At 32.2% G+C, this 23,883-nt stretch carries 26 protein-coding genes; 19 read left to right on the forward strand and 7 right to left on the reverse strand.

The features are described 5' to 3' along the window. The first annotated feature begins 159 nt into the window (after window positions 1-159). The 3 genes from ACN0WY_RS02645 to ACN0WY_RS02655 all read left to right on the forward strand — a co-directional run bounded on the left by ACN0WY_RS02645 (window position 160) and on the right by ACN0WY_RS02655 (window position 1,918). Window positions 160-726, forward strand: coding sequence for a Crp/Fnr family transcriptional regulator (locus ACN0WY_RS02645; protein WP_417799459.1), 567 nt, complete (start codon window positions 160-162; stop codon window positions 724-726). Window positions 727-789: 63 nt separating this feature from the next. Then, complete coding sequence (locus tag ACN0WY_RS02650) at window positions 790-1,368, forward strand: NAD(P)H-dependent oxidoreductase (protein ID WP_417799460.1); 579 nt, start codon at window positions 790-792, stop codon at window positions 1,366-1,368. A 100-nt stretch (window positions 1,369-1,468) separates the two neighbouring features. Then, entirely contained in the window at window positions 1,469-1,918 is a 450-nt protein-coding gene (locus ACN0WY_RS02655) for a TlpA family protein disulfide reductase (RefSeq protein WP_417799461.1), read from the forward strand. 22 nt (window positions 1,919-1,940) lie between these two features. Here ACN0WY_RS02655 and ACN0WY_RS02660 read toward each other — a convergent pair whose 3' ends face one another. Continuing rightward, a complete protein-coding gene (locus ACN0WY_RS02660) occupies window positions 1,941-2,312 on the reverse strand; it encodes a hypothetical protein (protein WP_417799462.1) in 372 nt (123 codons plus the stop codon). Between the two features lie 145 nt (window positions 2,313-2,457). On the opposite strand from ACN0WY_RS02660, the gene ACN0WY_RS02665 reads away from it, so the two are divergent. Continuing rightward, complete coding sequence (locus ACN0WY_RS02665; protein WP_417799463.1) at window positions 2,458-2,718, forward strand: hypothetical protein; 261 nt, start codon at window positions 2,458-2,460, stop codon at window positions 2,716-2,718. Between the two features lie 72 nt (window positions 2,719-2,790). Here ACN0WY_RS02665 and ACN0WY_RS02670 read toward each other — a convergent pair whose 3' ends face one another. Continuing rightward, window positions 2,791-3,558 (reverse strand): alpha/beta fold hydrolase, encoded by a 768-nt coding sequence (locus ACN0WY_RS02670; protein ID WP_417799464.1) that lies wholly within the window; start codon window positions 3,556-3,558, stop codon window positions 2,791-2,793. A gap of 2 nt (window positions 3,559-3,560) precedes the next feature. Beyond that, window positions 3,561-4,274, reverse strand: coding sequence for a pyridoxine 5'-phosphate synthase (locus tag ACN0WY_RS02675; RefSeq protein ID WP_330487625.1), 714 nt, complete (start codon window positions 4,272-4,274; stop codon window positions 3,561-3,563). Window positions 4,275-4,333: 59 nt separating this feature from the next. On the opposite strand from ACN0WY_RS02675, the gene ACN0WY_RS02680 reads away from it, so the two are divergent. The 8 genes from ACN0WY_RS02680 (at window position 4,334) to murI (ending at window position 12,271) form a co-directional block, all read left to right on the forward strand. Continuing rightward, on the forward strand, window positions 4,334-4,993 hold the full coding sequence (locus tag ACN0WY_RS02680; protein WP_417799465.1) for a CBS domain-containing protein: 660 nt from the start codon (window positions 4,334-4,336) through the stop codon (window positions 4,991-4,993). Between the two features lie 30 nt (window positions 4,994-5,023). Beyond that, window positions 5,024-5,920: an NAD kinase gene (locus ACN0WY_RS02685; RefSeq protein ID WP_330487627.1), complete on the forward strand. Its 897-nt coding sequence runs from the start codon at window positions 5,024-5,026 to the stop codon at window positions 5,918-5,920. 104 nt (window positions 5,921-6,024) lie between these two features. After that, a complete protein-coding gene (locus tag ACN0WY_RS02690) occupies window positions 6,025-6,705 on the forward strand; it encodes a DUF6089 family protein (protein WP_417799466.1) in 681 nt (226 codons plus the stop codon). Window positions 6,706-6,707: 2 nt separating this feature from the next. Beyond that, window positions 6,708-7,460: an isoprenyl transferase gene (locus tag ACN0WY_RS02695; protein WP_330487629.1), complete on the forward strand. Its 753-nt coding sequence runs from the start codon at window positions 6,708-6,710 to the stop codon at window positions 7,458-7,460. Then, entirely contained in the window at window positions 7,453-9,996 is a 2,544-nt protein-coding gene (gene bamA, locus ACN0WY_RS02700; protein WP_417799467.1) for an outer membrane protein assembly factor BamA, read from the forward strand. Before ACN0WY_RS02695 ends, bamA begins: the two co-directional genes overlap by 8 nt. Window positions 9,997-10,057: 61 nt before the next feature. After that, window positions 10,058-10,861: an OmpH family outer membrane protein gene (locus ACN0WY_RS02705; RefSeq protein WP_330487631.1), complete on the forward strand. Its 804-nt coding sequence runs from the start codon at window positions 10,058-10,060 to the stop codon at window positions 10,859-10,861. Between the two features lie 37 nt (window positions 10,862-10,898). Further along, window positions 10,899-11,408 (forward strand): OmpH family outer membrane protein, encoded by a 510-nt coding sequence (locus tag ACN0WY_RS02710; RefSeq protein WP_330487632.1) that lies wholly within the window; start codon window positions 10,899-10,901, stop codon window positions 11,406-11,408. 68 nt (window positions 11,409-11,476) lie between these two features. Continuing rightward, complete coding sequence (murI, locus tag ACN0WY_RS02715) at window positions 11,477-12,271, forward strand: glutamate racemase (RefSeq protein WP_330487633.1); 795 nt, start codon at window positions 11,477-11,479, stop codon at window positions 12,269-12,271. Here the strand turns inward: murI and ACN0WY_RS02720 are convergent. Next, on the reverse strand, window positions 12,268-13,248 hold the full coding sequence (locus ACN0WY_RS02720; protein WP_330487634.1) for a type IX secretion system membrane protein PorP/SprF: 981 nt from the start codon (window positions 13,246-13,248) through the stop codon (window positions 12,268-12,270). The two genes, murI and ACN0WY_RS02720, sit on opposite strands and share 4 nt — an antisense overlap. A gap of 106 nt (window positions 13,249-13,354) precedes the next feature. After that, window positions 13,355-14,197, reverse strand: a complete 843-nt coding sequence (locus ACN0WY_RS02725; RefSeq protein WP_417799468.1) for an AraC family transcriptional regulator — start codon at window positions 14,195-14,197, stop codon at window positions 13,355-13,357. Window positions 14,198-14,354: 157 nt separating this feature from the next. On the opposite strand from ACN0WY_RS02725, the gene ACN0WY_RS02730 reads away from it, so the two are divergent. The 7 genes from ACN0WY_RS02730 (at window position 14,355) to ACN0WY_RS02760 (ending at window position 21,707) form a co-directional block, all read left to right on the forward strand. After that, entirely contained in the window at window positions 14,355-15,275 is a 921-nt protein-coding gene (locus tag ACN0WY_RS02730; RefSeq protein WP_417799469.1) for a dihydrodipicolinate synthase family protein, read from the forward strand. Between the two features lie 64 nt (window positions 15,276-15,339). Further along, complete coding sequence (locus ACN0WY_RS02735; protein WP_417799470.1) at window positions 15,340-16,926, forward strand: aldehyde dehydrogenase (NADP(+)); 1,587 nt, start codon at window positions 15,340-15,342, stop codon at window positions 16,924-16,926. A 155-nt stretch (window positions 16,927-17,081) separates the two neighbouring features. Further along, window positions 17,082-18,089: a 4-hydroxyproline epimerase gene (locus tag ACN0WY_RS02740; RefSeq protein WP_417799471.1), complete on the forward strand. Its 1,008-nt coding sequence runs from the start codon at window positions 17,082-17,084 to the stop codon at window positions 18,087-18,089. Between the two features lie 167 nt (window positions 18,090-18,256). After that, on the forward strand, window positions 18,257-18,622 hold the full coding sequence (locus ACN0WY_RS02745) for a four helix bundle protein (protein ID WP_417799472.1): 366 nt from the start codon (window positions 18,257-18,259) through the stop codon (window positions 18,620-18,622). A 59-nt stretch (window positions 18,623-18,681) separates the two neighbouring features. Further along, a complete protein-coding gene (locus ACN0WY_RS02750) occupies window positions 18,682-19,926 on the forward strand; it encodes an NAD(P)/FAD-dependent oxidoreductase (RefSeq protein WP_417799473.1) in 1,245 nt (414 codons plus the stop codon). A 10-nt stretch (window positions 19,927-19,936) separates the two neighbouring features. Next, window positions 19,937-20,326, forward strand: coding sequence for an aminopeptidase P family N-terminal domain-containing protein (locus ACN0WY_RS02755; RefSeq protein WP_417799474.1), 390 nt, complete (start codon window positions 19,937-19,939; stop codon window positions 20,324-20,326). 31 nt (window positions 20,327-20,357) lie between these two features. Beyond that, window positions 20,358-21,707, forward strand: a complete 1,350-nt coding sequence (locus ACN0WY_RS02760) for an aminopeptidase family protein P (RefSeq protein ID WP_417799481.1) — start codon at window positions 20,358-20,360, stop codon at window positions 21,705-21,707. Between the two features lie 11 nt (window positions 21,708-21,718). Here the strand turns inward: ACN0WY_RS02760 and ACN0WY_RS02765 are convergent, their stop codons facing one another. Then, on the reverse strand, window positions 21,719-22,786 hold the full coding sequence (locus ACN0WY_RS02765) for a proline racemase family protein (RefSeq protein WP_417799475.1): 1,068 nt from the start codon (window positions 22,784-22,786) through the stop codon (window positions 21,719-21,721). Window positions 22,787-22,791: 5 nt separating this feature from the next. After that, window positions 22,792-23,745, reverse strand: a complete 954-nt coding sequence (locus ACN0WY_RS02770; RefSeq protein ID WP_417799476.1) for an ornithine cyclodeaminase family protein — start codon at window positions 23,743-23,745, stop codon at window positions 22,792-22,794. Window positions 23,746-23,883 lie beyond the last annotated feature (138 nt).

Genomic DNA, 23,883 nt, shown 5'->3' on the forward strand with positions numbered 1-23,883 from the left:
CTCTTTTTCACTGAAACTATTCATTCATAACACTTCATTATACTTTACCACAACCATACCAAAAACAGAAACCTGCTGTTTTGGCAGGTTTAAAACTTTGTTTTAATTTTTGATGGATTTTTCTTTTAACTTCGTCTTATTTTTAACCAAAACAATAAAATGCTCAAAAAACACTTAGCCTCTTATAACATTCTTACTGAAGAAGAAATAGACAACTTTGTAAGTTTAGTTAGCTACAAAAAACTGAACAAAGGAGATTTTTTTATTCAAGAAGGAAACACGTGTAAAGAAGTAGCTTTTATTACTTCCGGTATTTTTAGGTCGTTTTATCATTCTTCAGATGAAAAAGAAGTTACGTATTGTTTTTTATCAGAAAACTCATTTCTTACTGCGTATTCATCGTTTATTTCCCAAACAAAGACCAATGAAAACATTCAGGCACTAACCGATGCGGAACTCTACTGTATTACCAAAAAACAATTTGTAACGCTAGAAAATTCAAGTACTAATTGGTTACGTCTTTTTAAAATTTTTGCAGAGCAAGAATACATAAATCTTGAAAACAGAATTTTTGTATTACAAAATGAAAGTGCTGAAAACCGTTATAAAAAACTACTAGAAACACACCCTAGCTATTTACAAACCATACCTCTGCAATACCTTGCTTCTTATTTAGGCATTACGCAACGACATTTGAGCCGAATTAGAAAATCGGTTTTTTATTAGACAATTGTCCTTTTTAAGCTTCTAAAACCACCCGTACTTTGCTTCCTAATCTTAACTATAATTATGAAGCATATTTTATTAATAAACGGACATCCAGATAAAGAAAGTTTTAACCATGCACTAGCGGATTCTTACAAAAAAGGTGCTTTGGAAACTGACGCTACTATTGAAGAAATTACTATAGCCGACCTCAACTTTAACCCGAATCTTAAATTTGGGTATCGAAAAAGAATGGAACTGGAACCTGATTTGGCAACTTCTTTGGCTAAAATTAAAAAAGCAGATCATATTGTTTGGGTCTTTCCTATTTGGTGGGCAGGCTACCCTGCAATAATGAAAGGTTTTATTGACAGAGCTTTTTTACCAGGAATTACTTTTCAACCTATTCAAGGAAAACCTTTTCCTGAAAAGCTTCTAAAGGGTAAAACTGCTCGACTTATTATAACTTCTGATACGCCTAATTGGTATGATTATCTTTTTATGAAAAGACCTGCTATTAGACAGTTTAAAAAAGGAACCTTAGAATTTTGCGGTATTACACCTGTTAAAACCACTTTCTTATCAGTAATAAAAGATTCAACCATAGAACAAAGAAATTTGTGGCTAAATAAAGTATACACATTAGGTAAAAACCTACAGTAACAAACCCTACTCTACAAGCTAAAGAATGTTTTTAGCTTGTAGAGAATTAAAAACTTCTTCTTTTTAAATAACTTTGCTAAAACTTCAATTAAAAACCTAAATGAATACTGGCAAAATTGTAACCTCCATAAAGGTCACTGATTTTTATCATAACGAAGTTGATTTACTTGAAAAGTATGCTAACAAAATTCTATTACTGTTGTTTTACAACAATGCTTGCTTGGGTTGTACAGGTAGAGCCATTCCACTAGCCTACAAGTTAAAGCAAACATACGAGGATATTGAAGTTATTGGTATTCATAGTAATTTTGGCAGTAACAATATTACCAAAGATAATATTCTAAGTATTTTTACCATCAATGAGTTGCCCTTTCCTATTTATATAGATAACAACCACAAAATGTATGATTTTTTTAATTCGGAAGGAACGCCACAGTGGGTACTACTAACTCCTGATGGTGAAGTATATCGCTCTATCTTTGGTTCGCAAGGCAACGCACAAAACAGGTTGTATTATGCTTTAGAAAGCTTAACTAAAAATGAAGATTAAATTTTAAGGTTACTATTAGCAGTTATTTTTTCAGAACTTCTGCCACTTGAAAAGCAATTATTTCCTTAACATCTTTATCTTCTTCTAACAGGTATAACAAACTGTCTTTTACACGACTGTTTATATCTTTTATTTTGTAGGTTGAAGAAGGCTCATTAGTTCCTTTTAACAACATTTCTTCTTTTCCTGTGAGCAACCAAGTTGGATTTATTTCAGGAAAAGAGTGTAGAATTTTGTTTAACACATTACTTTTAAATGACGATTTTCTTCGTATTGCTGTACCAATAGAATTGTTAGACACGTCAATAACCTCCTCAAAAGACCTAATATTCAACCGATTATAATTAATAATCTCTTCTACTCTCTTATATGTTTCATCTACAAAATCGCTCATTGAAAATAACTTTTTTCTAATTTTAACTTAATTTAGTTTGTGTATTTAGATTTTTGTTTGTATTTTTACTTCGTAACAAGTACAGGATACGTACAAATATAATTTAAAAAGTGCTATTTCCTTCTAAAAAACAACTTGAGTTTTTATGATAACTGCTACACAACGAAAAGAATTAGAAAAAATTAAACCACCAAAATATCGCGAGAAGGTAAAAAACTACCTGAGCAAAAAAGGTCATAATTTTTCCTTAGAAACCATACAGAAAGTATATTCTGGTAAAAGAAAAAATTTAACTATTGAAAAAGCAATTGTAGATGTCTTTTTCAACTATATGAAAGAACAACAAGCTACCAACAGTAATATAAACAACTTAATTGATAAAATAAACAGAGATTTCCCTATTTAATTTTTTGTTTTTCGCCGGTGGGGGTGAGAGTTTTTTTTTGCGAGGAGGAAGTAATATATCCTCCTCGCTTTCTTATGTTAAAAAAAGATACGCTTCTTTATAAAAGTCTTTTGAATTTTCAGCATGAAGCCAATGCCCAGCATTAACTATAGTTTTTATCACTGCCTTTGGAAAGTGTGCTTGAATTAACGGTTCATCCTCTTTTGAAATATACCCAGAATTTGCCCCACGTAAAAACAATGTTTCTCCCTCAAAAATTGTAAAAGAAGGCAATGCCACCCCTACCTCATTATTGTTTTCTGTTAACGATTTTAAATTGAAACGAAACGCCAATTCATCTTTCGTTTTTCTGTATACATTTTTAGCTAAAAACTGACGGACTCCTTTTTCTGGAATTAACTCAGCCAGCTTTTCATCTACTAACTTACGTGAAGTTTGCACCGAAAAATCTACAGAATTTAATGCTGCTAAAATTTCGTGATGATGCGGTGGGTACATTCTTGGAGAAATATCGGCTACAATTAACTTATTCACCAGCTCAGGATATTCAGTTGCAAACAACATTGCTGTTTTCCCTCCCATAGAGTGCCCTAACAAATCTACCTTATCGAGATTATAATACTGTATATAGCGATACAAATCGCCAACCAATAATTCATAATCAAAAGCCTCTGCATGAAAACTTCGTCCATGATTTCGCTGATCTATCAAATGCACCTCAAAACCATCTTCTGCAAACTTATTAGCAAGTGACTTCCAATTGTCTCCCATTCCAAAATACCCGTGCAAAATAAGTAACGGGTGTCCCTCTCCAACTATTTTTGAATGTATTATTTCCATAATTATTGCAAACGATGTAAATACATATTCACAACATTTTCCAAGCCTAAATACAGACTTTCAGAAATTAGTGCATGACCAATAGATACTTCAGCCAAGTAAGGAATATTTTGTTTAAAAAATTGAATGTTATCTAAACTTAAATCATGACCAGCATTAACTCCTAACCCTACTTCATTGGCTAAAACAGCAGCTTCTGCATACAGTTTTACAGCCTCTTTGTTTCCTTTTTCGTACTGTGTCGCAAATTCTTCCGTATATAATTCCACCCTATCAGCTCCTGTTTTTGCTGCAGCTTCAATGAGTTTTAAATCTGTATCAATAAAAATTGACGTTCTAATTCCCGCTTCCTTAAATTCAGCAATTACCTCTCTTAAATACGATTGATGTGTAATGGTATCCCAGCCTGCATTTGATGTAAGTTGATCAACACTATCAGGCACCAATGTTACTTGCGTAGGCTTAATTTCTAACACCATTTGCTTAAATTTATCAATTGGGTTTCCTTCAATATTGTATTCGGTTGTTACAATTGATTTTAAATCATAAGCATCTTGGTAACGAATATGGCGTTCATCTGGTCTTGGGTGAATGGTAATTCCTTCCGCTCCAAAATCTTGTATATCGGTTGCTACTTTAAGTAAATTGGGTACATTACCACCTCTAGAATTACGAAGTGTAGCTATTTTATTAATATTAACACTTAACTTTGTCATGCTATAAAATTAGACTACAAAGGTAACGCATTCCAACATTTTAAACTATATTCGTAGTAATGAAAATCAACGATTTTATATTAAAAGAAATAAAAGCACTCTCACTCAACAGCACGGTAAAAAGTGCTCAAAAGCTGTGCAATGATTTACCTATAACCCATATTCCTGTTGTTGAAAATAACAGGCTAATAGGTTGTTTACCCGAAAGCGATATTCAAACTCTTGAAAACAACGATGGAACCCTTAGAGAATACGTTTACTTATTAGATCATTTTTACACTAATGAAAATGCTACATTACTTGACTTAATAGCATTGTTTGCTGATAACGACTCGAATTTAATTCCTGTACTAAATAAGAACATGCATTATGTAGGATATTACGAACTAAGTGATATTTTAGATGCATTTGCGAACAGTCCTTTTTTACATAACGAGAGTGATACTTTAATTGTTGATAAGAACAAAACAGATTACTCTATGAGTCAAGTTGCTCAAATAGTAGAATCTAGCAACGGCAAACTTTTGGGCGCGTACATTTCTTCTGAAAACATAAACAATATTGAAGTTACTCTTAAAATTGTTTCTGAAGAAATAAATGAAATCATTCAAACATTTCGCAGGTATGGCTACAACGTTATTACGCAGCATAAGGATGATTTTTATTTAGAAGAACTTAAAGACAGAGCTGCCTATTTAAGGAAGTACTTGGATATGTAATTTTTTCAACAACCAAACAACATTTTAAAAGTGAAAAAAGTCGCTATTTACGGACAAGCTTATACCACTCTTGCAGAAAAAGAAGTCACAATTCTTTTAGCTATTTTAGAAAAACACAACATTGTTGTTTTTTTTGAACAACAATTTTATACTTTATTTATTGAAAACAATTCGCTAAACAAAAAATATCCTACCTATACACATTTTAATGATTTATCAAATACTTTTGATGTGATGTTTACCATAGGTGGAGACGGTACTATTTTAAGAGCCGTAACCTATATTAGAGATTTAGACATTCCAATTATGGGAATTAATACGGGTCGTTTAGGCTTTTTAGCTACCATCCAAAAAGATCAAATTGAAGAAGCAATAAATTTAATGTTAAAAAAAGAATACACACTTCAAGAACGTTCTTTATTACAAATTGAAACATCTCCTGCTACAGAAGATTTTACTGAACTTAACTTTGCACTTAATGAAGTTACCATTGCTAGAAGAAACACAACCTCTATGATTGGTATTAAAACCTCATTAAATACTGAGTATTTAACAAATTATTGGGCAGACGGATTAATAATAGCAACACCAACAGGTTCTACAGGGTATTCACTTAGCTGTGATGGGCCTGTAATTTTACCAAATTCAAAAAGTTTTGTTATTACCCCTATTGCACCACACAATTTAAATGCGCGCCCAATGGTAATTCCTGATGACACGGATATTCTTCTGGAAGTTAGCGCCAGAGAAAAAGATTTTTTAATTTCTTTAGATTCTCGTATTACGACGGTTCCTTTAGACACAAAAATAAGAATACAAAAAGCTCCTTTTACCATAAAAAGTGTTTTGCCTAAAAATCAATCTTATTTAAATACCTTGCGAGGAAAACTTTTATGGGGAGAAGATGTACGAAATGAATCGTTATAACGATAGTAATTACAATAAAATCGTAAAAAAAAAGTTAATCAAAAAGACGGATTATTAACTTTTTAAAGCAAATTCAATTCCCTATATTTGCACGCTATTTTACAATGAGAGGACTTATTTTATTAATATTATTGGCTTGTGTAGTAACACCTTTACAATCGCAAACACACGAAATTGGTTTTTTTGCCGGTGGTTCTAACTATGTCGGTGACATAGGTCGTACTAATTACATATACCCAAATGAGTTTGCGGGCGGACTTGTATACAAATACAATTTAAACCCTAGAATTGCCTTGCGAGGAACCTATACTTATATTCCTGTTTCTGGCAATGACAAAGATGCCGATAATGTTTTTCGTCAAGGTAGAAACATTAGCTTCTCTAATACCATTCATGAATTTGCTGCAGGTGTAGAATTTAATTTTTTTGAATATAACATTAACGATTATAGCACAACGTTTACTCCTTATATTTTAGCTGAAGTTGCTGCTTTTAACTATAAAAGTCCAGAACCTACTTCCTCTATTAACACAATACTTTTAAAGAATAAATTTTCTTACACTCTACCCGTAGGTATAGGAATTAAAGGAAGATTAGCCGATAATTTTGCTATCGCTTTTGAAACAGGTGTACGATTTACATTTGTAGACGATATAGACTTTACAACAGACGAAATAAACTCATTAAACTTTGGAGGTAACGGAGATGACTGGTATATGTTTTCAGGCGTTTCTATTGTATATACCTTTGGAAGACCACCTTGCTTTGGTGGAATAGCAGAATAATTATGGAAGAAAAACTACAGCGCATTGATTTACAAAAAGTACCAAACCATATAGCCATTATTATGGATGGTAATGGTAGATGGGCAAAAGGTAAAGGAATGCAACGTGTTTTTGGACATAGAAATGCTTTAACAGCCATTAGAGAAACAGCCGACACCGCTTCTGAACTGGGAGTTAAGTTTTTAACCTTGTATGCCTTTTCTACCGAAAACTGGAATCGCCCAAAGTTAGAAGTCGATGCTTTAATGAGCTTACTAGTATCTACCCTTAAAAAAGAACTTCCTGAATTTCAACGTAAAAATGTTAGGGTTAATGCTATTGGTAATTTAACCAACTTACCTAACAGTGCTCAAAAAATATTGAGCAAAGTTATTGATGAAACTAAAAACAATACTAAAATTACATTGACCTTCGCTTTAAGCTACGGTTCGAGAGAAGAAATTGTTAACGCTATCAAAAACATATCAAAAAAAGTTGTTAATAACGAGATAGAAATTGAAAAAATTAACGAGAAAATTATAAATAATCATTTATATACGTTTAATTTGCCCGATGTTGATTTAATGATACGTACAAGTGGGGAACAAAGAATAAGCAATTATTTACTTTGGCAAATGGCTTATGCCGAATTACATTTTACCGATGTATTATGGCCTGATTACAGGAAACAACACCTTTATGACGCAATAATTGATTATCAAAACAGAGAAAGAAGATTTGGAAAAACCAGTGAACAGATTGAAACCAATGAATAAATATTCGTATTTACTAGTATTTTTTATCACCCTTTTTGCGGTGAGTACTCAAGCACAAAACATAACTCCTAAAGACAGTACTGTCACAAATGTTATTTCCTATGAAAAAGGAAAGGAATATATTTTAGGAGGCATAACTGTAACTGGATTGCAAAAATTTAGCGAACAAACAGTAAGAATATATACTGGTTTAACTGAAGGACAGCCAATTAAATTGCCTGGTGACAAGCTTACCAGCGCTATTAAAAAGTTATACGAAAGTAAACAATTTAGTGAAGTAGATGTGTATTTATCTAAACGCGATGGGGAAACTGTTTATCTTCAATTTGACGTAACTGAATTACCTCAGTTAACTACTGTTAGTATTTCGGGCGTAAAAAAATCTCAAATTAAAGAGTTAAAAAAAGAAACCGAACTAAAAAAGGGAACTATGGTTACGGACAACCTTATCGTAACTACTCGTAACTTTATTAAAAAGAAATATACCGACAAAGGTTTCTTAAAAACAAAAGTATCCTTAGACACCAAAAGAGATACCTCAGATGTCAATACTGTTAGCATGGCTATTTTTATTGATAGAGGTGACCGAGTAAAAATTAAAGAAATTAATTTTACAGGTAACAAAGCCATGTCTGATGCCACTTTACGCGGTGCTATGAAAAACACTAAACGTAAAATTTTTGGTCGTTTTTGGAAAGCTTCAAAATATATTTTAGACGATTATAAAAAAGACTTAAATAGTATTCTAGACAAGTATAGTGAAAACGGGTACCGCGATGCTAGAATCTTATCTGACAAAGTTGTTTGGAATGATGACAATACTATAAATCTTGAAATTGAAGTTGAAGAAGGTCGTCAATACCGCTTTAATGAAATTGTTTTTATAGGAAACAAAGAATATACAGACGAACAATTAAGTAATATTTTACGAATTGACAAAGGAGATATTTACAACGGAAAAGTTTTAAAAGAACGTATTTCTGGTGATGGTACCCCTACTTCTCAAGACATTCAAACATTATATCACAATAATGGATTCTTGTTTTCTCAAGTAAATGCTGTAGAAACTAAAGTAGAAAACGACTCTATTACAGTTGAAGTTCGTATTAGAGAAGACGAACCTGCAACGATAAAAAAAGTGACAGTAACAGGAAACGATAAAACAAACGATCATGTAATTTACAGAGAATTGCGTGTTAAACCGGGAGATTTATTTAGCCGTGAAAACATTATTCGATCTATTCGTGAAATTGGACAATTAGGGTTTTTCGATACCAATGTAACTCCAGACGTTAAACCTAATTATCAAAATAAAACAGCTGATATCGATTTTTCTGTAGTTGAAAAAGGAGGAAGTCAAATAGAACTACAAGGTGGTTATGGTGGTGGTTCTTTTATTGGTACATTAGGACTTTCTTTTAACAACTTTTCTGTTAGAAACCTTTTTAACAAAGAAGCATACAAACCCTTACCAATGGGAGATGGACAAAAGCTATCATTACGTTTGCAAGCTAGTAGAACATATAACACCTATAGTTTCTCTTTTACCGAACCTTGGTTAGGAGGTAAAACACCTCAATCATTATCTTTTTCTGTGTACCTATCAAATCAGTATCGTTTTGACTACACAACTTACGATGTAAACAAAGATGAAAGTTTGAGTATTATTGGAGCTTCTATAGGACTTGGTAAGCGTTTAAAATGGCCTGACGATTATTTTACGCTTTCACAAAACATAAGTTATCAAAGAATTGAGTTACAAGATTATGGATACCGAGTAGGTTCATCTAACAATATACTTAGCCAAGGAGACTTAAACAACCTAGCCTATACAGTAGCCTTAAGTCGTAATTCTGCTGGTCCGAGTTTAATTTTCCCAACTTACGGTTCAGAATTTACATTAAAAGCAAAAGCTACTTTTCCTTATTCTTTAGTTAACGGAAAAGACTATACAGAACCTACCAACCCAACAGCAGATGAACGACAAGCTTATTTAGCTGATAAATACAAATGGTTAGAGTATTACAAAATATCTGCAAAAGGTAAATGGTATACATCGTTAGCAAACAAATTAGTATTAATGTCTAATTTTGAAATGGGATACTTAGGTTCTTATAATAACAAACTAGGATTAACTCCTGTTGAACGATATTTTGTTGGAGGTGATGGTATTGCTCAAGGACAATTAGATGGTCGTGAAACTATTGGTTTAAGAGGATATGAAAACAACCGTATTTCTTCTCTCGATGGTGGAGCTATTTACAACAAATTTCAGCTAGAATTACGTTACTCTATTACAGATAAACCTTCTGCTTCTATATATACAGTTGGATTCTTAGAAGCAGGTAACTCTTACGACAATTTTAGTGAATTTAATCCGTTTAAACTTAAACGTTCAGCTGGAGTAGGTGTTCGTATATTCATGCCTGCATTTGGATTATTAGGTATCGATTTCGCACATGGTTTCGATCCGTTACCTGGGTTAACTCAAAAATCAGGTTGGCAAACGCATTTTATAATTGGAAGACAGTTCTAAAATCATGCATTTATAATGCGTCTGGGTTTTGGCACGGTTTTTTCTAAACACATTATACAAGATGAAAAAAAATATTTTATCAATCGTTCTTTTACTTATAGCAAGTATAACCGTTGCCCAAAAAAATCAACGCATAGCTTATATTGACATGGAGTATATTCTTCAAAGTATCCCTGCATACTTAGAAGCACAAAACTCTCTCGATGCAAAAGTTGAAAAATGGAAAACTAGATTAGACAAAGAGGCTCGTGCTATTGAAGTTTTAAAAACTGATTTAACAAATGAGAAAGCCATTTTAACTAAAGATTTAATCGAAGAGCGTGAAGAAGACATTAGCATAAAGCAAGAATCTTTACGAAGATTAGAGTCTTTATATTTTGGCCCAAATGGCGATATGTACAACTTAAGAAAGCAATTGGTTAAACCCGTGCAAGACCAAGTATACAACGCTGTACAGACTATTGCTTCTAGAAAAAAGTACGACTTTGTTTTTGACAAATCTAGCGATTTAGTTATGCTATATTCCAACAAAAAACACGATATTAGCGACCTTATTGTTCAAATGATTAACATTGATCAAAAAAGACAAGCTAAAAAAGATAAAATAGAAGCTAAAAAAGCCTTACTTAAAAATGATGATTTAAGTGATGAACAAAAAGAAAAATTAGCTAAAAGAGAAGATTTAAAAAAGAAAAAAGAAGCTGATAGGCTTGCTAAAATTAAGCAAATTGAAGAAAAAAGAAAACAACGTTTAGAAGAAAGAGCGAACAAAAGAAAGCTTTTGCAAGAGAAGAGAAAAGCGTTGTTAAAAGCTCAGGAAGAAGCAAGAAAGAAAAAAGAAGAAGAAACAAAAGAGAACAAATAAATCAAGAATAAAATAACATTAATTAAATTAAACAAAGATGAAACATTTAAAAACGTTATTATTAGTTGCAATTTTTACGATTGGATTAGGTGGTGTGGCGAATGCACAAAAAACTGCACATATTAACACTGATAAATTATTAGCTGAAATGCCTGCTACCAAAGCTATGAAAGCAGAATTAGAAAAGCTTAATAAAACATACCGTGACGACATTGAAACTATGTATAAGAAACTAGAGGCTAAGATGAAGAAATACGAAGCTGAAGGTAAAAGTCAAACACAAGAAGTTAACCAAAAAAGAGCTGTTGAAGTTCAACAAGAAAGATTGAGAATTAGCCAGGCAGAACAAACTGCGGGTAAGGAAATGCAAAAAAAATACCAAGAAAAAACTATTCCTATTTTAAAGAAAGCTGAAGATGCAATTAAAGCTGTAGCTGCTGAAAAAGGAATTATTTATGTTTTAGATGCTGCTCCTGGTAAAGGTTTGATCGTTTACGACAAAGGAGAAGATATTTACGATGCGGTTAGAGCTAAATTAGGATTCTAATAAATCACAATATATTTATATAAAAATCCTGCTGTTTAAACAGCAGGATTTTTATTTTTGTTATACGTATGAAAACGATTACACAACAACCAATTGGTATTTTTGATTCTGGTATTGGTGGTACGTCTATTTGGAAAGAAATCCATCAACTACTCCCACAAGAAGATACTATTTATTTATCTGATAGTAAGAATGCTCCTTACGGTCAAAAATCAACACAAGAAATAGTTAATTTATCAATTAAAAACACCGAATTTTTAATTGAGAAAGGGGCCAAAATTATAGTTGTTGCTTGTAATACAGCTACTACGAATGCGATTGAATACCTAAGGTCTAATTATAAAATACCTTTTATAGGTATAGAGCCTGCGATAAAACCTGCTTCCTTACAAACCCAAACGGGTACTATTGGCATATTAGCTACTAAAGGTACGCTAAATAGTGCTTTGTTTGAAAAAACAACCTCGAGCTTAAACGATCAAATTAACATTATTGAACAAGTAGGAGAAGGATTAGTTGAACTTATAGAAAATGGCAATATCTATTCTGATAAGATGACTTTTTTACTAAAAAAGTACCTAACGCCGATGCTAGATAAAAAATGTGACTATATTGTTTTAGGGTGTACTCATTACCCTTATTTATTACCTCAAATACAAAAAATTACGGGTAAAAATGTAACAATTATCGATTCTGGTGAGGCTGTAGCCAGACAGGTAAAAAATGTTTTACTACAACAAAATTTACTGAACAACAATAATAAAATTTCCAAAAATACATTTTATATTAACAAAGAGGCTGATGTTTTAAAATCTATGTTGAAAAACTATACAAATAGCACAATAAGCTTCTTGGATTTTTAATACGTAAAACTTCCATTGATATTAGGACAGGCAGCAGCTCTTCTTTTAATACAGAATAAGTTGATTCCTAATGATAATTGATGAAAACCTCCGTTAGAAAATACTACATCTCCTGTTTGTTGTGTATAGGTATATGAAAACATCCACTTTTTATAATTAACCCCTATTATAGGTGTTATATATTGAGAATCTCCAAAAACATTGCCTCCAAAGCTCCTTCTGTAAGATAAGGCAGCCCATAACTGAGTTGCATTTAGCGTTTTGTATACTTTGAAATTTATATCCGCTATTTTTTCTTCAGTTTGTTCTTTATATTGAAACATTAATGAGGGCTCAAATTGTAACTTTTCCCTGTCTCCAAAAAAATACCCTCCGCCCAGAATATAATTTCTAAGATTGTATGATTCAAAATCTGGATTTAAATTATTCTTTGCTGATAAAAAAATGTTTTTTACAGTAAGATAAGATGACAATCCATTTTTATGATATGCCATCCCAAAATCGGCATTAAAATAAAAATCACTTTCTATAACCTGACTTACTGTAGGATCATTTACAAAAGTTCTTTGATCTCTTTCATTCTGAACCACAGAAAAAGACAATCCAAAAGATAGTTGGTTAAAAAGGTTTTCATTCCCCATATCTATATGATAAGCATAGGTACCTTGAACGCCCTTTTGTGAATGATATCCATTCTTATCATTAAAAAGAATTACTCCAAGTCCTGTATTAGAGTATTCTCCTAATTTTGCATGAAAACTTGCTGTTTGCAAAGCAGGAGCATCGTCTACTCCTAACCATTGTTGGCGTGCGGTTAATCTTATTTTTCCACAATCTCCTATACCAGCAGCTGCTGGGTGCAATAAATAAACATTGTCTGATAAATAATCGGCGTAAATAGGTAATGTTTCTTGTCCTGAAACTCTATAGATTACGCATAAAAATAAAAAAGTAATAGTAGCAATTCTTCCCCCCATAAATTTTGTTAATAGTAAAAGAACTCCAAATATAGTTAAGAGATATTATATTTTATGTTAAATTTTAAAAATAAGGCGAGTTTTAACTTAAATAAAGCATTTAAGATCAATTATTTTTCTTAAACGTAGAGGGACTTACATTTTTTACTTCTTTAAACTTCCTATTAAAATTAGATAAATTATTAAAACCACATCTGTAGGCTATAGAACTAATTGGTTGACTTTTATCTGAAACTAATAATTTACAGGCATTTTCTATTCGTAACTCATTTAAAAAAGTAAAATATGTCTTATTTGTACGCTGCTTAAAATACCTACAAAAAGCATTAGGAGTCATGTTTGCCTTTTCAGCAATTTCGTATAAGTCTATATTTTTATCAAAGTTATTCATTGTAAAATCCATTACATTACGCATTCTCTTCCCCTCGTTATCGGTATACTTCTTTGGATAAATGAAGTTAGCCAATTCAGTTGTTTTTGAATTTACTAATATTTTTAACACTTTAAGTAGCCCTATAAACCGATCGAGATTCGTTGATTTCTGTAACGGTAATAAAAGGTTCATCACTGTTTCTCTATTCTCAAGAAGTTTAACCCCTGTAGTCGTTTTCTCAAAAAAAGGAGTTAACTCTTTAAAATCATCCAGCAAGAAAAAACTCTTTCCAAACGAATCTTTTGTAAAAAAAAGCGAAATCATAAAAGATTCTTTAATAACAGAAGCATCACTTTTAAAAACATGTGGTAAGTTACTTCCTATCACTAAAACATCTCCTGATGCATATTTATTAATTGTATCACCAACAACCAATGTCCCTTCGCCCTTCACTATTATACACAACTGTATTTCTTCATGCTGGTGAAACTTATCATAAAAATATTGTTCTTTATCTTCTTGATAAATTAATCCAATATTTTGAGTTTTTGGTATTTTAAAAGGTAAAACTTTCATGAATAAAATTACTACTCTCAATCAAAAATATGCAAATACTATTAATAAATACATACAAAAATACACAACAGGGTAATATAGTATTATCTTAAGATAATTTGAAACTAAAACTCTCTGTTCCTTACACATAACTTTGCAATAAAAAAACAATATTACGATGAGTATAAATTGGAAGGGTGTAATGCCAGCGGTGACAACAAAATTTACAAATAATGATACTTTAGACTTACCAATGTTTGAAGTAAACATAAAAGCGCAGCTTGATGCTGGTGTGCATGGAATCGTATTAGGTGGCACTTTAGGAGAGGCCAGTACATTGTCTGATGACGAAAAAAGAACACTTACAAAAACTACGGTTCAATTGGTTAATAACCAAGTTCCGGTATTAATAAACATAGCTGAACAAACGACTAAGGGAGCCATCGAAGCCGCTCAAAAAGCGGAAGAAGATGGTGCTAAGGGATTAATGATGCTCCCTCCTATGCGCTATAAGTCTGGAGATAGAGAAACTGTTGAGTATTTCAAAGCGGTTGCAACTAATACATCGCTTCCAATTATGGTATATAACAACCCTGTAGACTATAAAATTGAAGTTACACTAGATATGTTTGACGAATTATTAAAATGCAACAACATCGAAGCTGTAAAAGAATCTACTAGGGATATTTCTAACGTAACTAGAATTAAAAATCGTTTTGGAGATCGTTTAAAAATAATGACAGGTGTTGATACACTAGCTTTAGAAAGTCTATTAATGGGAGCTGATGGATGGATTGCAGGGTTGGTTTGTGCTTTTCCTAAAGAAACCGTCGCTATTTATGAACTACAAAAAGCTGGACGCATACAAGAAGCTTTAGAAATTTATCGTTGGTTTTTACCGTTGTTAGAGTTAGATATAAACCCTAAATTAGTACAAAACATAAAACTAGCAGAAGTAGCGACAGGTATTGGTACTGAAAATGTGCGAGCTCCTCGATTACCTTTAATAGGTGAAGAACGTAAACATGTTTTAAATGTAATAGAAACTGGCTTAAAAAACAGACCTACATTACCTGATTATAAATCGTTTGCAATTTAAAGCTTCATCATTTACTCATTTACTCATTAATTCATTTACTCATTAATTCATTAATTCTTTGAACATGATTACAGGAAAAAACCACATAGGAAACCAATTAGTTGCCTCAGGCCATAAGACGTACAAAACATTCAATCCTGAATCTAATCAGGAAAATAAATCTATTTTTACTGAAGCGACTCCAAAAGAAATTAATGATGCTGTCGATTTAGCGGCAATTGCGTTTAAAGAGTACCAGACTATTTCTGGTAAAAGAAAAGCTGAATTTTTAAATGCTATTGCTGATGAAATTTTAGCCTTAGATAATGAATTGATACAAACGTATTGTGCTGAATCTGGTTTGCCAGAAGGGCGAGCAAAAGGAGAACGAGGAAGAACTGTCTTTCAATTACGCTCTTTCGCTGATTTAGTGGAAGAAGGCTCATGGGTAGAGGCTACTATTGATACTGCTGTTCCAGATAGAGAACCAAACCCTAAGTCCGATTTACGAAAAATGAATATCCCTTTAGGTCCCGTAGTCGTTTTTGGTGCTAGTAATTTCCCTCTTGCTTATTCTACAGCGGGTGGAGATACCGCAGCAGCTTTAGCTGCTGGTTGCCCTGTAATAGTTAAGTCGCATCCAATGCATGCAGGTACAGGTGAACTTATAGCTTCGGCTATTATTAATGCCGCAGAAAAAACAGGAATGCCGAATGGTGTTTTTTCTAACTTAAATTCGAGTGGTATTGAAGTAGGGCAGCAATTAGTGGCACATCCAAAGGTAAAAGCTGTTGGCTTTACAGGGAGCATCCGAGGCGGTAGAGCTTTGTTAGATTTGGCTGCCAAACGAGAAGAGCCAATCCCTGTATTTGCTGAAATGGGAAGTATTAACCCAGTTGTTATGCTTCCTAAAGCATTGCAAAATAGAGCCGAAAACTTAGCAACTACTTATGCTAATTCTATTACGTTGGGTACGGGGCAATTTTGTACAAATCCCGGGTTAATCTTAGGAATAAAAAGTGATGGTTTGGATAGTTTTATTAGCTCTTTAGCTAAAAAAATTGTGGAAATCATTCCAACTTGTATGCTACATCCTAACATTATTGGAGCATATAAGCATAACAAAACCAAAGCGATTGCTCAAGCAGGCTTAACTGTAGTTGCCAACCATAAAGAAGAAACACAAGCCAACTATGCATCTCAAGTAGTTACAACAGTTGAAGGAAACACATTTTTAGACAATCCAACTTTACACCAAGAAGTATTTGGTCCTTATTCTATGGTAGTACAGTGTGAAAACGAGAAACAGTTAGAAGAAATAATTTCAAATTTAGAAGGACAACTTACTGGAACTGTTATTTCTGATGACGACGAAGTAGCAAACTACCCAACTGTAATTGCTGCCTTACAGAACCGAGTTGGAAGAATTATTTTTAACGGTGTTCCTACTGGCGTAGAAGTGTGCCCTTCAATGGTTCATGGAGGTCCCTATCCTGCATCTACAGACAGTCGATTCACAGCAGTAGGAATTAACTCTATTAAACGTTGGGTACGTCCTTTTAGTTATCAAGATTGGCCCAACAAGATATTACCGGAAGCACTAAAAAACGAAAACCCCTTACTAATTTTACGTTCTATTAACGGTACACTAACAAAAGAACAAATAATATAACAAATTTTAATAATTTCTTTAGAAAATATCTGATTCCAAAACCTTACTTTTGGGGCATCTAAAGAAATTGAAATAAAGCCAGCTTCGTCTTTCCAAATAGAAAAATTTGAAGGGTTTTTTCTACAACAGAATACAAGCTGGCGATTCAATTTAAGATGAAAAAAACTTTTTTTTGTGTTGATGCACATACTTGTGGTAACCCCGTTAGGGTAGTTGCTGGTGGAGGGCCTAATTTAATAGGCAATAACATGAGCGAAAAACGCCAACACTTCCTTAAAGAATATGATTGGATTCGTAAAGGTTTAATGTTTGAACCTCGTGGTCATGATATGATGAGCGGTTCCATTTTATTTCCTCCTCATAACCCAGACAATGATTTTGCTATTTTATTTATCGAAACTTCTGGATGTTTACCTATGTGTGGTCATGGAACCATTGGAACAATTACTATAGCTATTGAAGAAGGCTTAGTGAACCCTAAAATACCTGGGAAGATTAAAATGGAAGCTCCTGCTGGATTGGTTGAAATCGAATACCAACAAACTGGTAAAAAAGTAGATTGGGTTCGACTAACCAATGTAAAAAGTTATTTGGCCGCAGAAGGACTTACTATAGACTGTCCTGAATTAGGAAACATTACTTTTGATGTTGCCTATGGAGGAAATTATTATGCAATTGTAGATCCTCAAAAAAACTTTTCAGGAGTTCACGATTTTACTGCTTCTACAATTATTCAATACTCTCAGGTTATTAGAGACCGTATTAATAAAAAATACCCTAATATGTTTATCCATCCAGAAAATGATACAATCAGAGATGTAACTCATATGTTATGGACAGGAAATCCAATTGACCCAACCTCATCGGGAAGAAATGCTGTTTTTTATGGTGATAAAGCGATTGACAGAAGTCCATGTGGTACAGGAACCTCTGCTCGTTTAGCGCAGCTATATGCTAAAGGAAAGTTGCAACTCGGTGAAGAATTTATTCATGAAAGTTTTATTGGAAGTAAATTTATTGGTAGAGTAGAAAAAGAAACTACTTTAGATGGTAAACAAGCTATTATTCCGAGTATTCAAGGATGGGCGAAAGTATATGGGTATAACAACATTATGATCGATGATGAAGATGATCCGTATGCACATGCTTTTCAAGTAATTTAATTCAATAGCTCAGTGAATGAAATAATGAATGAAATAATGATATAATGATATAATGAATAAATAAAAGATTAACGCATTATTCCATTAAACCATTATATCATTATATCATTATATCATTATTTCATTCATTAAATCATTAAATTAGTAAATTAGTAACTAAAAGAGCTATGAATACTAAATTGGAGTTTATTGAAAGTATTAAAAACAGGACTAAACAATTAGCAGTGAAAATCATTTTACTATACAATCAAATTCAAAAAACTGATCCAACAAGAATTATAGGAAAACAATTAATTCGTTCAGTAACTTCAACAGCTGCAAATTACAGAGCTGCTTGTATTGCTCGTTCTCAAAAAGAGTTTTTTGCAAAAATGTCTATCGTATCTGAAGAAGCAGACGAAACATTGTTTTGGTTAGAATTATTAAAAGACACAAAATTAGCTCCAGAAGAAAAATTAAAACCTTTAATGGCAGAATCTTTAGAAATAGCCAAAATTGTTTCAAAAGCTCGGAAAAATGCAAAAGCCAATTAATCGCTAACTCATTATTTCACTATTTCATTATATCACTAACTCATTAAACAATTAACTCATTGAAACATTGCATAGTTATTGGCGGAGGAATTATAGGTTTATCTACCGCATATTACCTTCAAAAAGAAGGACACAAAGTAACTGTAATTGAAAAATCTGATTTTTCTTCAGGAGCTTCGTTTGTTAATGCAGGAATCATTACTCCCAGTCATATCGTTTCTTTGGCTGCTCCTGGAATGATTACAAAAGGACTTAAGTGGATGCTTAGTTCTACCAGTCCGTTGTCTATTAAACCTCGTTTAGATTATGACTTTTTACAATGGGCTTGGTTTTTTAAGCAATCAGCAACTCATAAAAAAGTAGCTGCTTCAATTCCTGTTATTAAAAACATTAATTTATTTAGCAAAGAATTATATGAGGAAATAAAGACTTCGAAAGATTTTGATTTCCATTATCAGCATAAAGGATTGATGATGTATTACAAAACTGATAAAATGGGAGAAGAGGAATGGAATGTTGGAAAACTTGGGATTAAAGAAGGATTAAAAGTGGAGCATTTAACTCCAGAAGACGCTCAAAAATTAGAGCCTAATATTCAATTGAATATTAAAGGGGCGGTATATTACCATTCTGATGCTCATATGACTCCAAATGAATATATGAAACAAATGAAACTATATTTAGAACAAAATGATGTTACTTTTTTGTCTAATGAAGCCGTTTTAGACTTTCATATTTCTGATGGTAAAGTAATATCAATTAGCACAGGAAACAATACTTTTGTAGCAGATGAATTTATTTTAACCACCGGATCTTGGACCCAAAAACTAGCTAAAAAACTTGGAATTAATATTCCTGTCCAAGCAGGTAAAGGATATCGAATCAATGTAACAAATAATACTGGCATTACAATTCCTGCTATTTTAACAGAAGCCAAAGTTGCGGTTACTCCTATGAATGGATTTACACGTTTTGGAGGTATGATGGAAATTGCTGGTATTAATACCAAAGTCAACAAAAAAAGAGTACATGCCATAGTTACTGCGAGTAAAAGTTATTATAACAATTTGAACATCAATCAAGAAGAAATAAACAAGGTTGAAACTGGCTTACGACCTTGTTCTCCTGATGGTTTACCTTACATCGGCAGACTATCAAAGGTTAAAAATGTAACTGTAGCAGCTGGACACGCTATGATGGGATGGAGTTTAGGTCCTGCTACGGGTAAATTAGTTTCTGAAATTATCAATGATAAAAAAACAAGTTTAGATATAAAACCGTTTAACATTGAACGTTTTTCTTAAAAAAGCTATTATGGTTAATGAAAGATTAAAAGCTTTGCGTGATTTCATGTCTATTCAAAAGATTGATGCTTTTATAATTCCATCAACTGACCCTCATCAATCGGAATATGTAGCTGATCATTGGAAACTTCGTGAATACTTTTCTGGTTTTACAGGGTCTGCAGGAACTCTAATTGTCACAAAAGATAGAGCTGCTTTATGGACTGATTCTAGATATTTTTTACAGTTTGAAGAAGAGTGCAACACTTCTGAAGTACAACTACATAAACAGTCTATTCCTCTTGCTCCAGAACATGTAGCTTGGTTATGTAGTTTATTGGATACAGAAACTTGTATTGGCTTAGACTTTAGGTTGTTTTCCATATCACAAATAAATTATTTAACATCACATACAACTTAAAAATCAACCTAATTTTGCAAAAAATATTTGGATAAACAGGCCTAGTTTACCTAATACACCTATTTACCATCATTCAATTAAATACAGTGGAGCTTCAACTTTATCAAAAATTAGAAAAATTCAGGAAAGGTTAAAAGATAAAAATGTAGACTTTTATTTCTTCTCATCATTAGATGAGATTGCCTGGTTATTTAACATTCGTTCTAGTGATGTTGACTTCACCCCTTTGGTTATAGCTTATGCTCTTATAGGTAAACAAGATATTTATTTTTTTTGTGATAAAAAGAGATTTACACCCCCAGTTATTACTGATTTTGACGCTAATAATGTTTTTATAAAAAACTATGATGAAGTCATAACTTATCTATCTGAAATAACTTATAATAAAAAAACCATAGTTGACTTTTCTACTTTAAATTATGAGTCTTTTGTTAATTTAAAAGGAATTCTTATTTCTGAAAAATCTTATGCTAAAACTCTTAAATCAGTTAAAAATATTACTGAGATTGAAGGTTCTAAAAGGTGTATGATTAAAGATGGAGTTGCTTTAACTAAGTTTTTCATTTGGCTTGAAAAAAAACTCTGTAAAAATGTTGTTTCTGAATATGAAATAGGACAAAAACTTAATTATTTTAGGCAACAACAAGATTTATATAAAGGTGAGTCATTTGCTACAATTGTAGGCTATAAAAAAAATGGAGCCATCATTCACTACACTGCTACTAAAGACAATTGTTTACTTGTAAAAAATGAAAATATTTTATTATTAGATAGTGGTGCCCAATATGAAGATGGAACTACTGATATCACCAGAACTATTTGGCTTGGAGGCACACCTTGTAAAAAAATAACAACAGCATACACAGCTGTTCTAAAAGGTTATATTGGACTTGAACAACTTGTTTTTCCTAGAGGAACAACAGGAGTACAATTAGATGCTTTTGCTAGAGCTCCATTATGGAAAAATGGATTAGATTACCCACATGGAACAGGACATGGTATTGGTAGTTTTGGTATGGTACACGAACCAGACCAAGGATTTGCTAGCACTACAGTAACTGAAAGAGGTACAAGTTCACATTTTGAAAACCAACTAACAACTATTGAACCAGGATTATATATTTCTGGAGAATTCGGTATTAGGATAGAAAATATAGTTCTTTCAAAAATACAAAAGACTTCTAGTTTTGGCATTTTTTTAGAATTTGAACCACTAACACTATGCTATATTGATACCACATTAATTAATGCAAACTTACTTACTATTAATGAAAAAAACTGGTTAAATGCTTACCATAGCAAAGTTTACCAAACACTTTCTCCTCTCTTAACTAAAGAAGAAAATATTTGGCTAGCTAAAAAATGCACAAAAATTAATTAATATTTTGGGGTTTATCGAAGTATAAATCCTTTTTTCATTGGATCTTTTGGATCTATTATAAAAGTTTGTACGGCTGTTATATATGCGGTTCCCTCAACTTGAGGAATTACAGCTTTAAATGCTCCATAATTTTCTTCGGAAATTACAGAACCTTTAAAAGTAGAACCTGTAATACTTTCAATACTCATTACTTGATTAAAATCTATTTCTTTTCTTGCTTTGTGAATTGCCATTCGCCCTGAAACACCTGATCCTGTAGGGCATCTATCTACTTCTCCTTCTGCAAAAATGCATACATTTTTACTATCATTACCGGACACCTGTTTAGTGTTATCAATAAATATAGTTCCGTATAAAAAGCTTAAATCATCCTCAAAAGGATGTAAAATTTCTTGGTCTTGCAACATTACTTCATTTTTAATAGCCATTCCTGCGTTTATTAAACTTCTATAGTTTTTTGCAGATAAATTAAAATCAAAGTTATTTTTACACATGTCTACATATGCATAAAAAGCTCCACCATAAGCTAAATCATATGTAACTTCTCCTAGCCCTTTTACATTTACTGTACGATCTAAGCCAACAACAAAACTAGGTACACAATGAAATTTTACACCTATTACTTCATTGTTTTTCACCTCTGTATAAGAAACAATTCTACCGCAAGGGGCATCTATTTTCAATATATTCTCTCCTTCTACAACCTCTATCCATTTCATGTGTATTGCAAGAGTAGAGATTGCAATAATGGCATGACCACACATAGTTGAGTACCCTTCATTATGCAAAAAAATAATACCAAAATCTCCTTCATCATCATTTGGAGGTAATAAAATACATCCATACATATCTGCATGTCCTCTTGGTTCAAACATTAAAGCTGTTCGTAAATGATCATAATTTTCTTTACAAAATCGTCTATAATCTAAAACTGATTTCCCTTCTAAATCTGGAAATCCTTTTATTATTACTCGTAACGGTTCTCCTCCAGTATGCATGTCGATGGTTTCTATCTGTATCCAATCTTTGGGTATAGTAAATGTTGTTTTTTGTATAATATTTTTATATGTTTTACTCATATGCATTATATGTATTGTTTATAATAATAATTTGCCGCTATTAAATCTTCTAAAGCATGACCTACTGATTTAAAAAGTGTAATTTCTTCTTCTGATGTCCTAGCTAAAATGTTATTAGCACACAGCCTAAATAAATCTGCTTTAATATCTTTTTCTTCTATTACCCCTTGGTTTAATGGAATTACAATATCTCCACTCTCTTTAAGCCCTCCTTGAAAAGTATCCACAAAAACTGTTGATTTAAGTATAGCTGAGTTGTCAGCTTCTCTCATATCTTTTTTGTAAGCTCCTACAAGATCTATATGTTGCCCTTTTTGTAATAAATCACCATTAATTAATGGCATTTTAGATAATGTTGCTGAAGATATAATAGCTACTTCCTTTATTTTTTCTTCTATTGTCTCTACTGGTACTACTTTTACAATATTACTATTACACTGCTTTGCTATTTTTTTCGCTTTTTCATAGTTTCTTCCCCAAACATATACCTTTTTTATTGGTCTAACTGTACAATGTGCTTTTATTAAATTAGTAGCTAAAGCTCCTGTACCTATCATTAATAATGAATCTGCGTTCTTTCTTGATAAAAAAGAAGATGCTAAAGCAGAAGCAGCCGCGGTTCTTTTTGCTGTTAAGCTTTTAGCATCTAAAATTGCTTTAATAGTTCCGTTTACAGAATTTAACAAAATATATGTTCCATGAATAGCTGGTAAGTTAAATTGATGATTCTCTGGACTAACGGTAACTATTTTTATTCCTGCTGTTTTTCCTGGGTTCCAAGCAGGCATTAAAAGTAAGGTTGAGTCTTGAGTTGCTTTTGGATTTGTAAAATCATGATGGTGCCTTAAAGGTACTTGTACCTTGTTGTCCGAAAATGCTTTTTTAAGTTCATTTATTAACTCTTGAAAAGATGTATTGCTTTCTATAAACTGATTATTAATTTGTACAATTTGTTCCATAGCTAAATGTACGTTTTTTAAAATCTTGCGATAGAATCTACCCTTAAACTACTTAATATTTGCATACTCTTAGATAAAATAGTATTAATTTAAAAAAATGAAAGCCTATAGTTTTATACAAAATTATTTTATGAAGTT

Origin of the sequence: Tenacibaculum sp. (genome assembly GCF_048269885.1) — a bacterium.
In the GTDB taxonomy this organism is placed as follows: Bacteria; Bacteroidota; Bacteroidia; order Flavobacteriales; family Flavobacteriaceae; genus Polaribacter.

Excerpts from the sequence above, each read along its gene's own strand:
- ACN0WY_RS02720 (WP_330487634.1), bottom strand. The coding sequence starts at position 13,248 with ATGGGGGGAAGAATTGCTACTATTACTTTTTTATTTTTATGCGTAATC.
- ACN0WY_RS02670 (WP_417799464.1), bottom strand. The coding sequence starts at position 3,558 with ATGGAAATAATACATTCAAAAATAGTTGGAGAGGGACACCCGTTACTT.
- ACN0WY_RS02655 (WP_417799461.1), top strand. The coding sequence starts at position 1,469 with ATGAATACTGGCAAAATTGTAACCTCCATAAAGGTCACTGATTTTTAT.
- ACN0WY_RS02645 (WP_417799459.1), top strand. The coding sequence starts at position 160 with ATGCTCAAAAAACACTTAGCCTCTTATAACATTCTTACTGAAGAAGAA.
- ACN0WY_RS02705 (WP_330487631.1), top strand. The coding sequence starts at position 10,058 with ATGAAAAAAAATATTTTATCAATCGTTCTTTTACTTATAGCAAGTATA.
- ACN0WY_RS02680 (WP_417799465.1), top strand. The coding sequence starts at position 4,334 with ATGAAAATCAACGATTTTATATTAAAAGAAATAAAAGCACTCTCACTC.
- bamA (WP_417799467.1), top strand. The coding sequence starts at position 7,453 with ATGAATAAATATTCGTATTTACTAGTATTTTTTATCACCCTTTTTGCG.
- ACN0WY_RS02665 (WP_417799463.1), top strand. The coding sequence starts at position 2,458 with ATGATAACTGCTACACAACGAAAAGAATTAGAAAAAATTAAACCACCA.
- ACN0WY_RS02735 (WP_417799470.1), top strand. The coding sequence starts at position 15,340 with ATGATTACAGGAAAAAACCACATAGGAAACCAATTAGTTGCCTCAGGC.
- ACN0WY_RS02765 (WP_417799475.1), bottom strand. The coding sequence starts at position 22,786 with ATGAGTAAAACATATAAAAATATTATACAAAAAACAACATTTACTATA.
- ACN0WY_RS02675 (WP_330487625.1), bottom strand. The coding sequence starts at position 4,274 with ATGACAAAGTTAAGTGTTAATATTAATAAAATAGCTACACTTCGTAAT.
- ACN0WY_RS02755 (WP_417799474.1), top strand. The coding sequence starts at position 19,937 with ATGGTTAATGAAAGATTAAAAGCTTTGCGTGATTTCATGTCTATTCAA.
- ACN0WY_RS02660 (WP_417799462.1), bottom strand. The coding sequence starts at position 2,312 with ATGAGCGATTTTGTAGATGAAACATATAAGAGAGTAGAAGAGATTATT.
- murI (WP_330487633.1), top strand. The coding sequence starts at position 11,477 with ATGAAAACGATTACACAACAACCAATTGGTATTTTTGATTCTGGTATT.
- ACN0WY_RS02695 (WP_330487629.1), top strand. The coding sequence starts at position 6,708 with ATGGAAGAAAAACTACAGCGCATTGATTTACAAAAAGTACCAAACCAT.
- ACN0WY_RS02745 (WP_417799472.1), top strand. The coding sequence starts at position 18,257 with ATGAATACTAAATTGGAGTTTATTGAAAGTATTAAAAACAGGACTAAA.
- ACN0WY_RS02730 (WP_417799469.1), top strand. The coding sequence starts at position 14,355 with ATGAGTATAAATTGGAAGGGTGTAATGCCAGCGGTGACAACAAAATTT.
- ACN0WY_RS02740 (WP_417799471.1), top strand. The coding sequence starts at position 17,082 with ATGAAAAAAACTTTTTTTTGTGTTGATGCACATACTTGTGGTAACCCC.
- ACN0WY_RS02770 (WP_417799476.1), bottom strand. The coding sequence starts at position 23,745 with ATGGAACAAATTGTACAAATTAATAATCAGTTTATAGAAAGCAATACA.
- ACN0WY_RS02710 (WP_330487632.1), top strand. The coding sequence starts at position 10,899 with ATGAAACATTTAAAAACGTTATTATTAGTTGCAATTTTTACGATTGGA.
- ACN0WY_RS02725 (WP_417799468.1), bottom strand. The coding sequence starts at position 14,197 with ATGAAAGTTTTACCTTTTAAAATACCAAAAACTCAAAATATTGGATTA.
- ACN0WY_RS02650 (WP_417799460.1), top strand. The coding sequence starts at position 790 with ATGAAGCATATTTTATTAATAAACGGACATCCAGATAAAGAAAGTTTT.
- ACN0WY_RS02690 (WP_417799466.1), top strand. The coding sequence starts at position 6,025 with ATGAGAGGACTTATTTTATTAATATTATTGGCTTGTGTAGTAACACCT.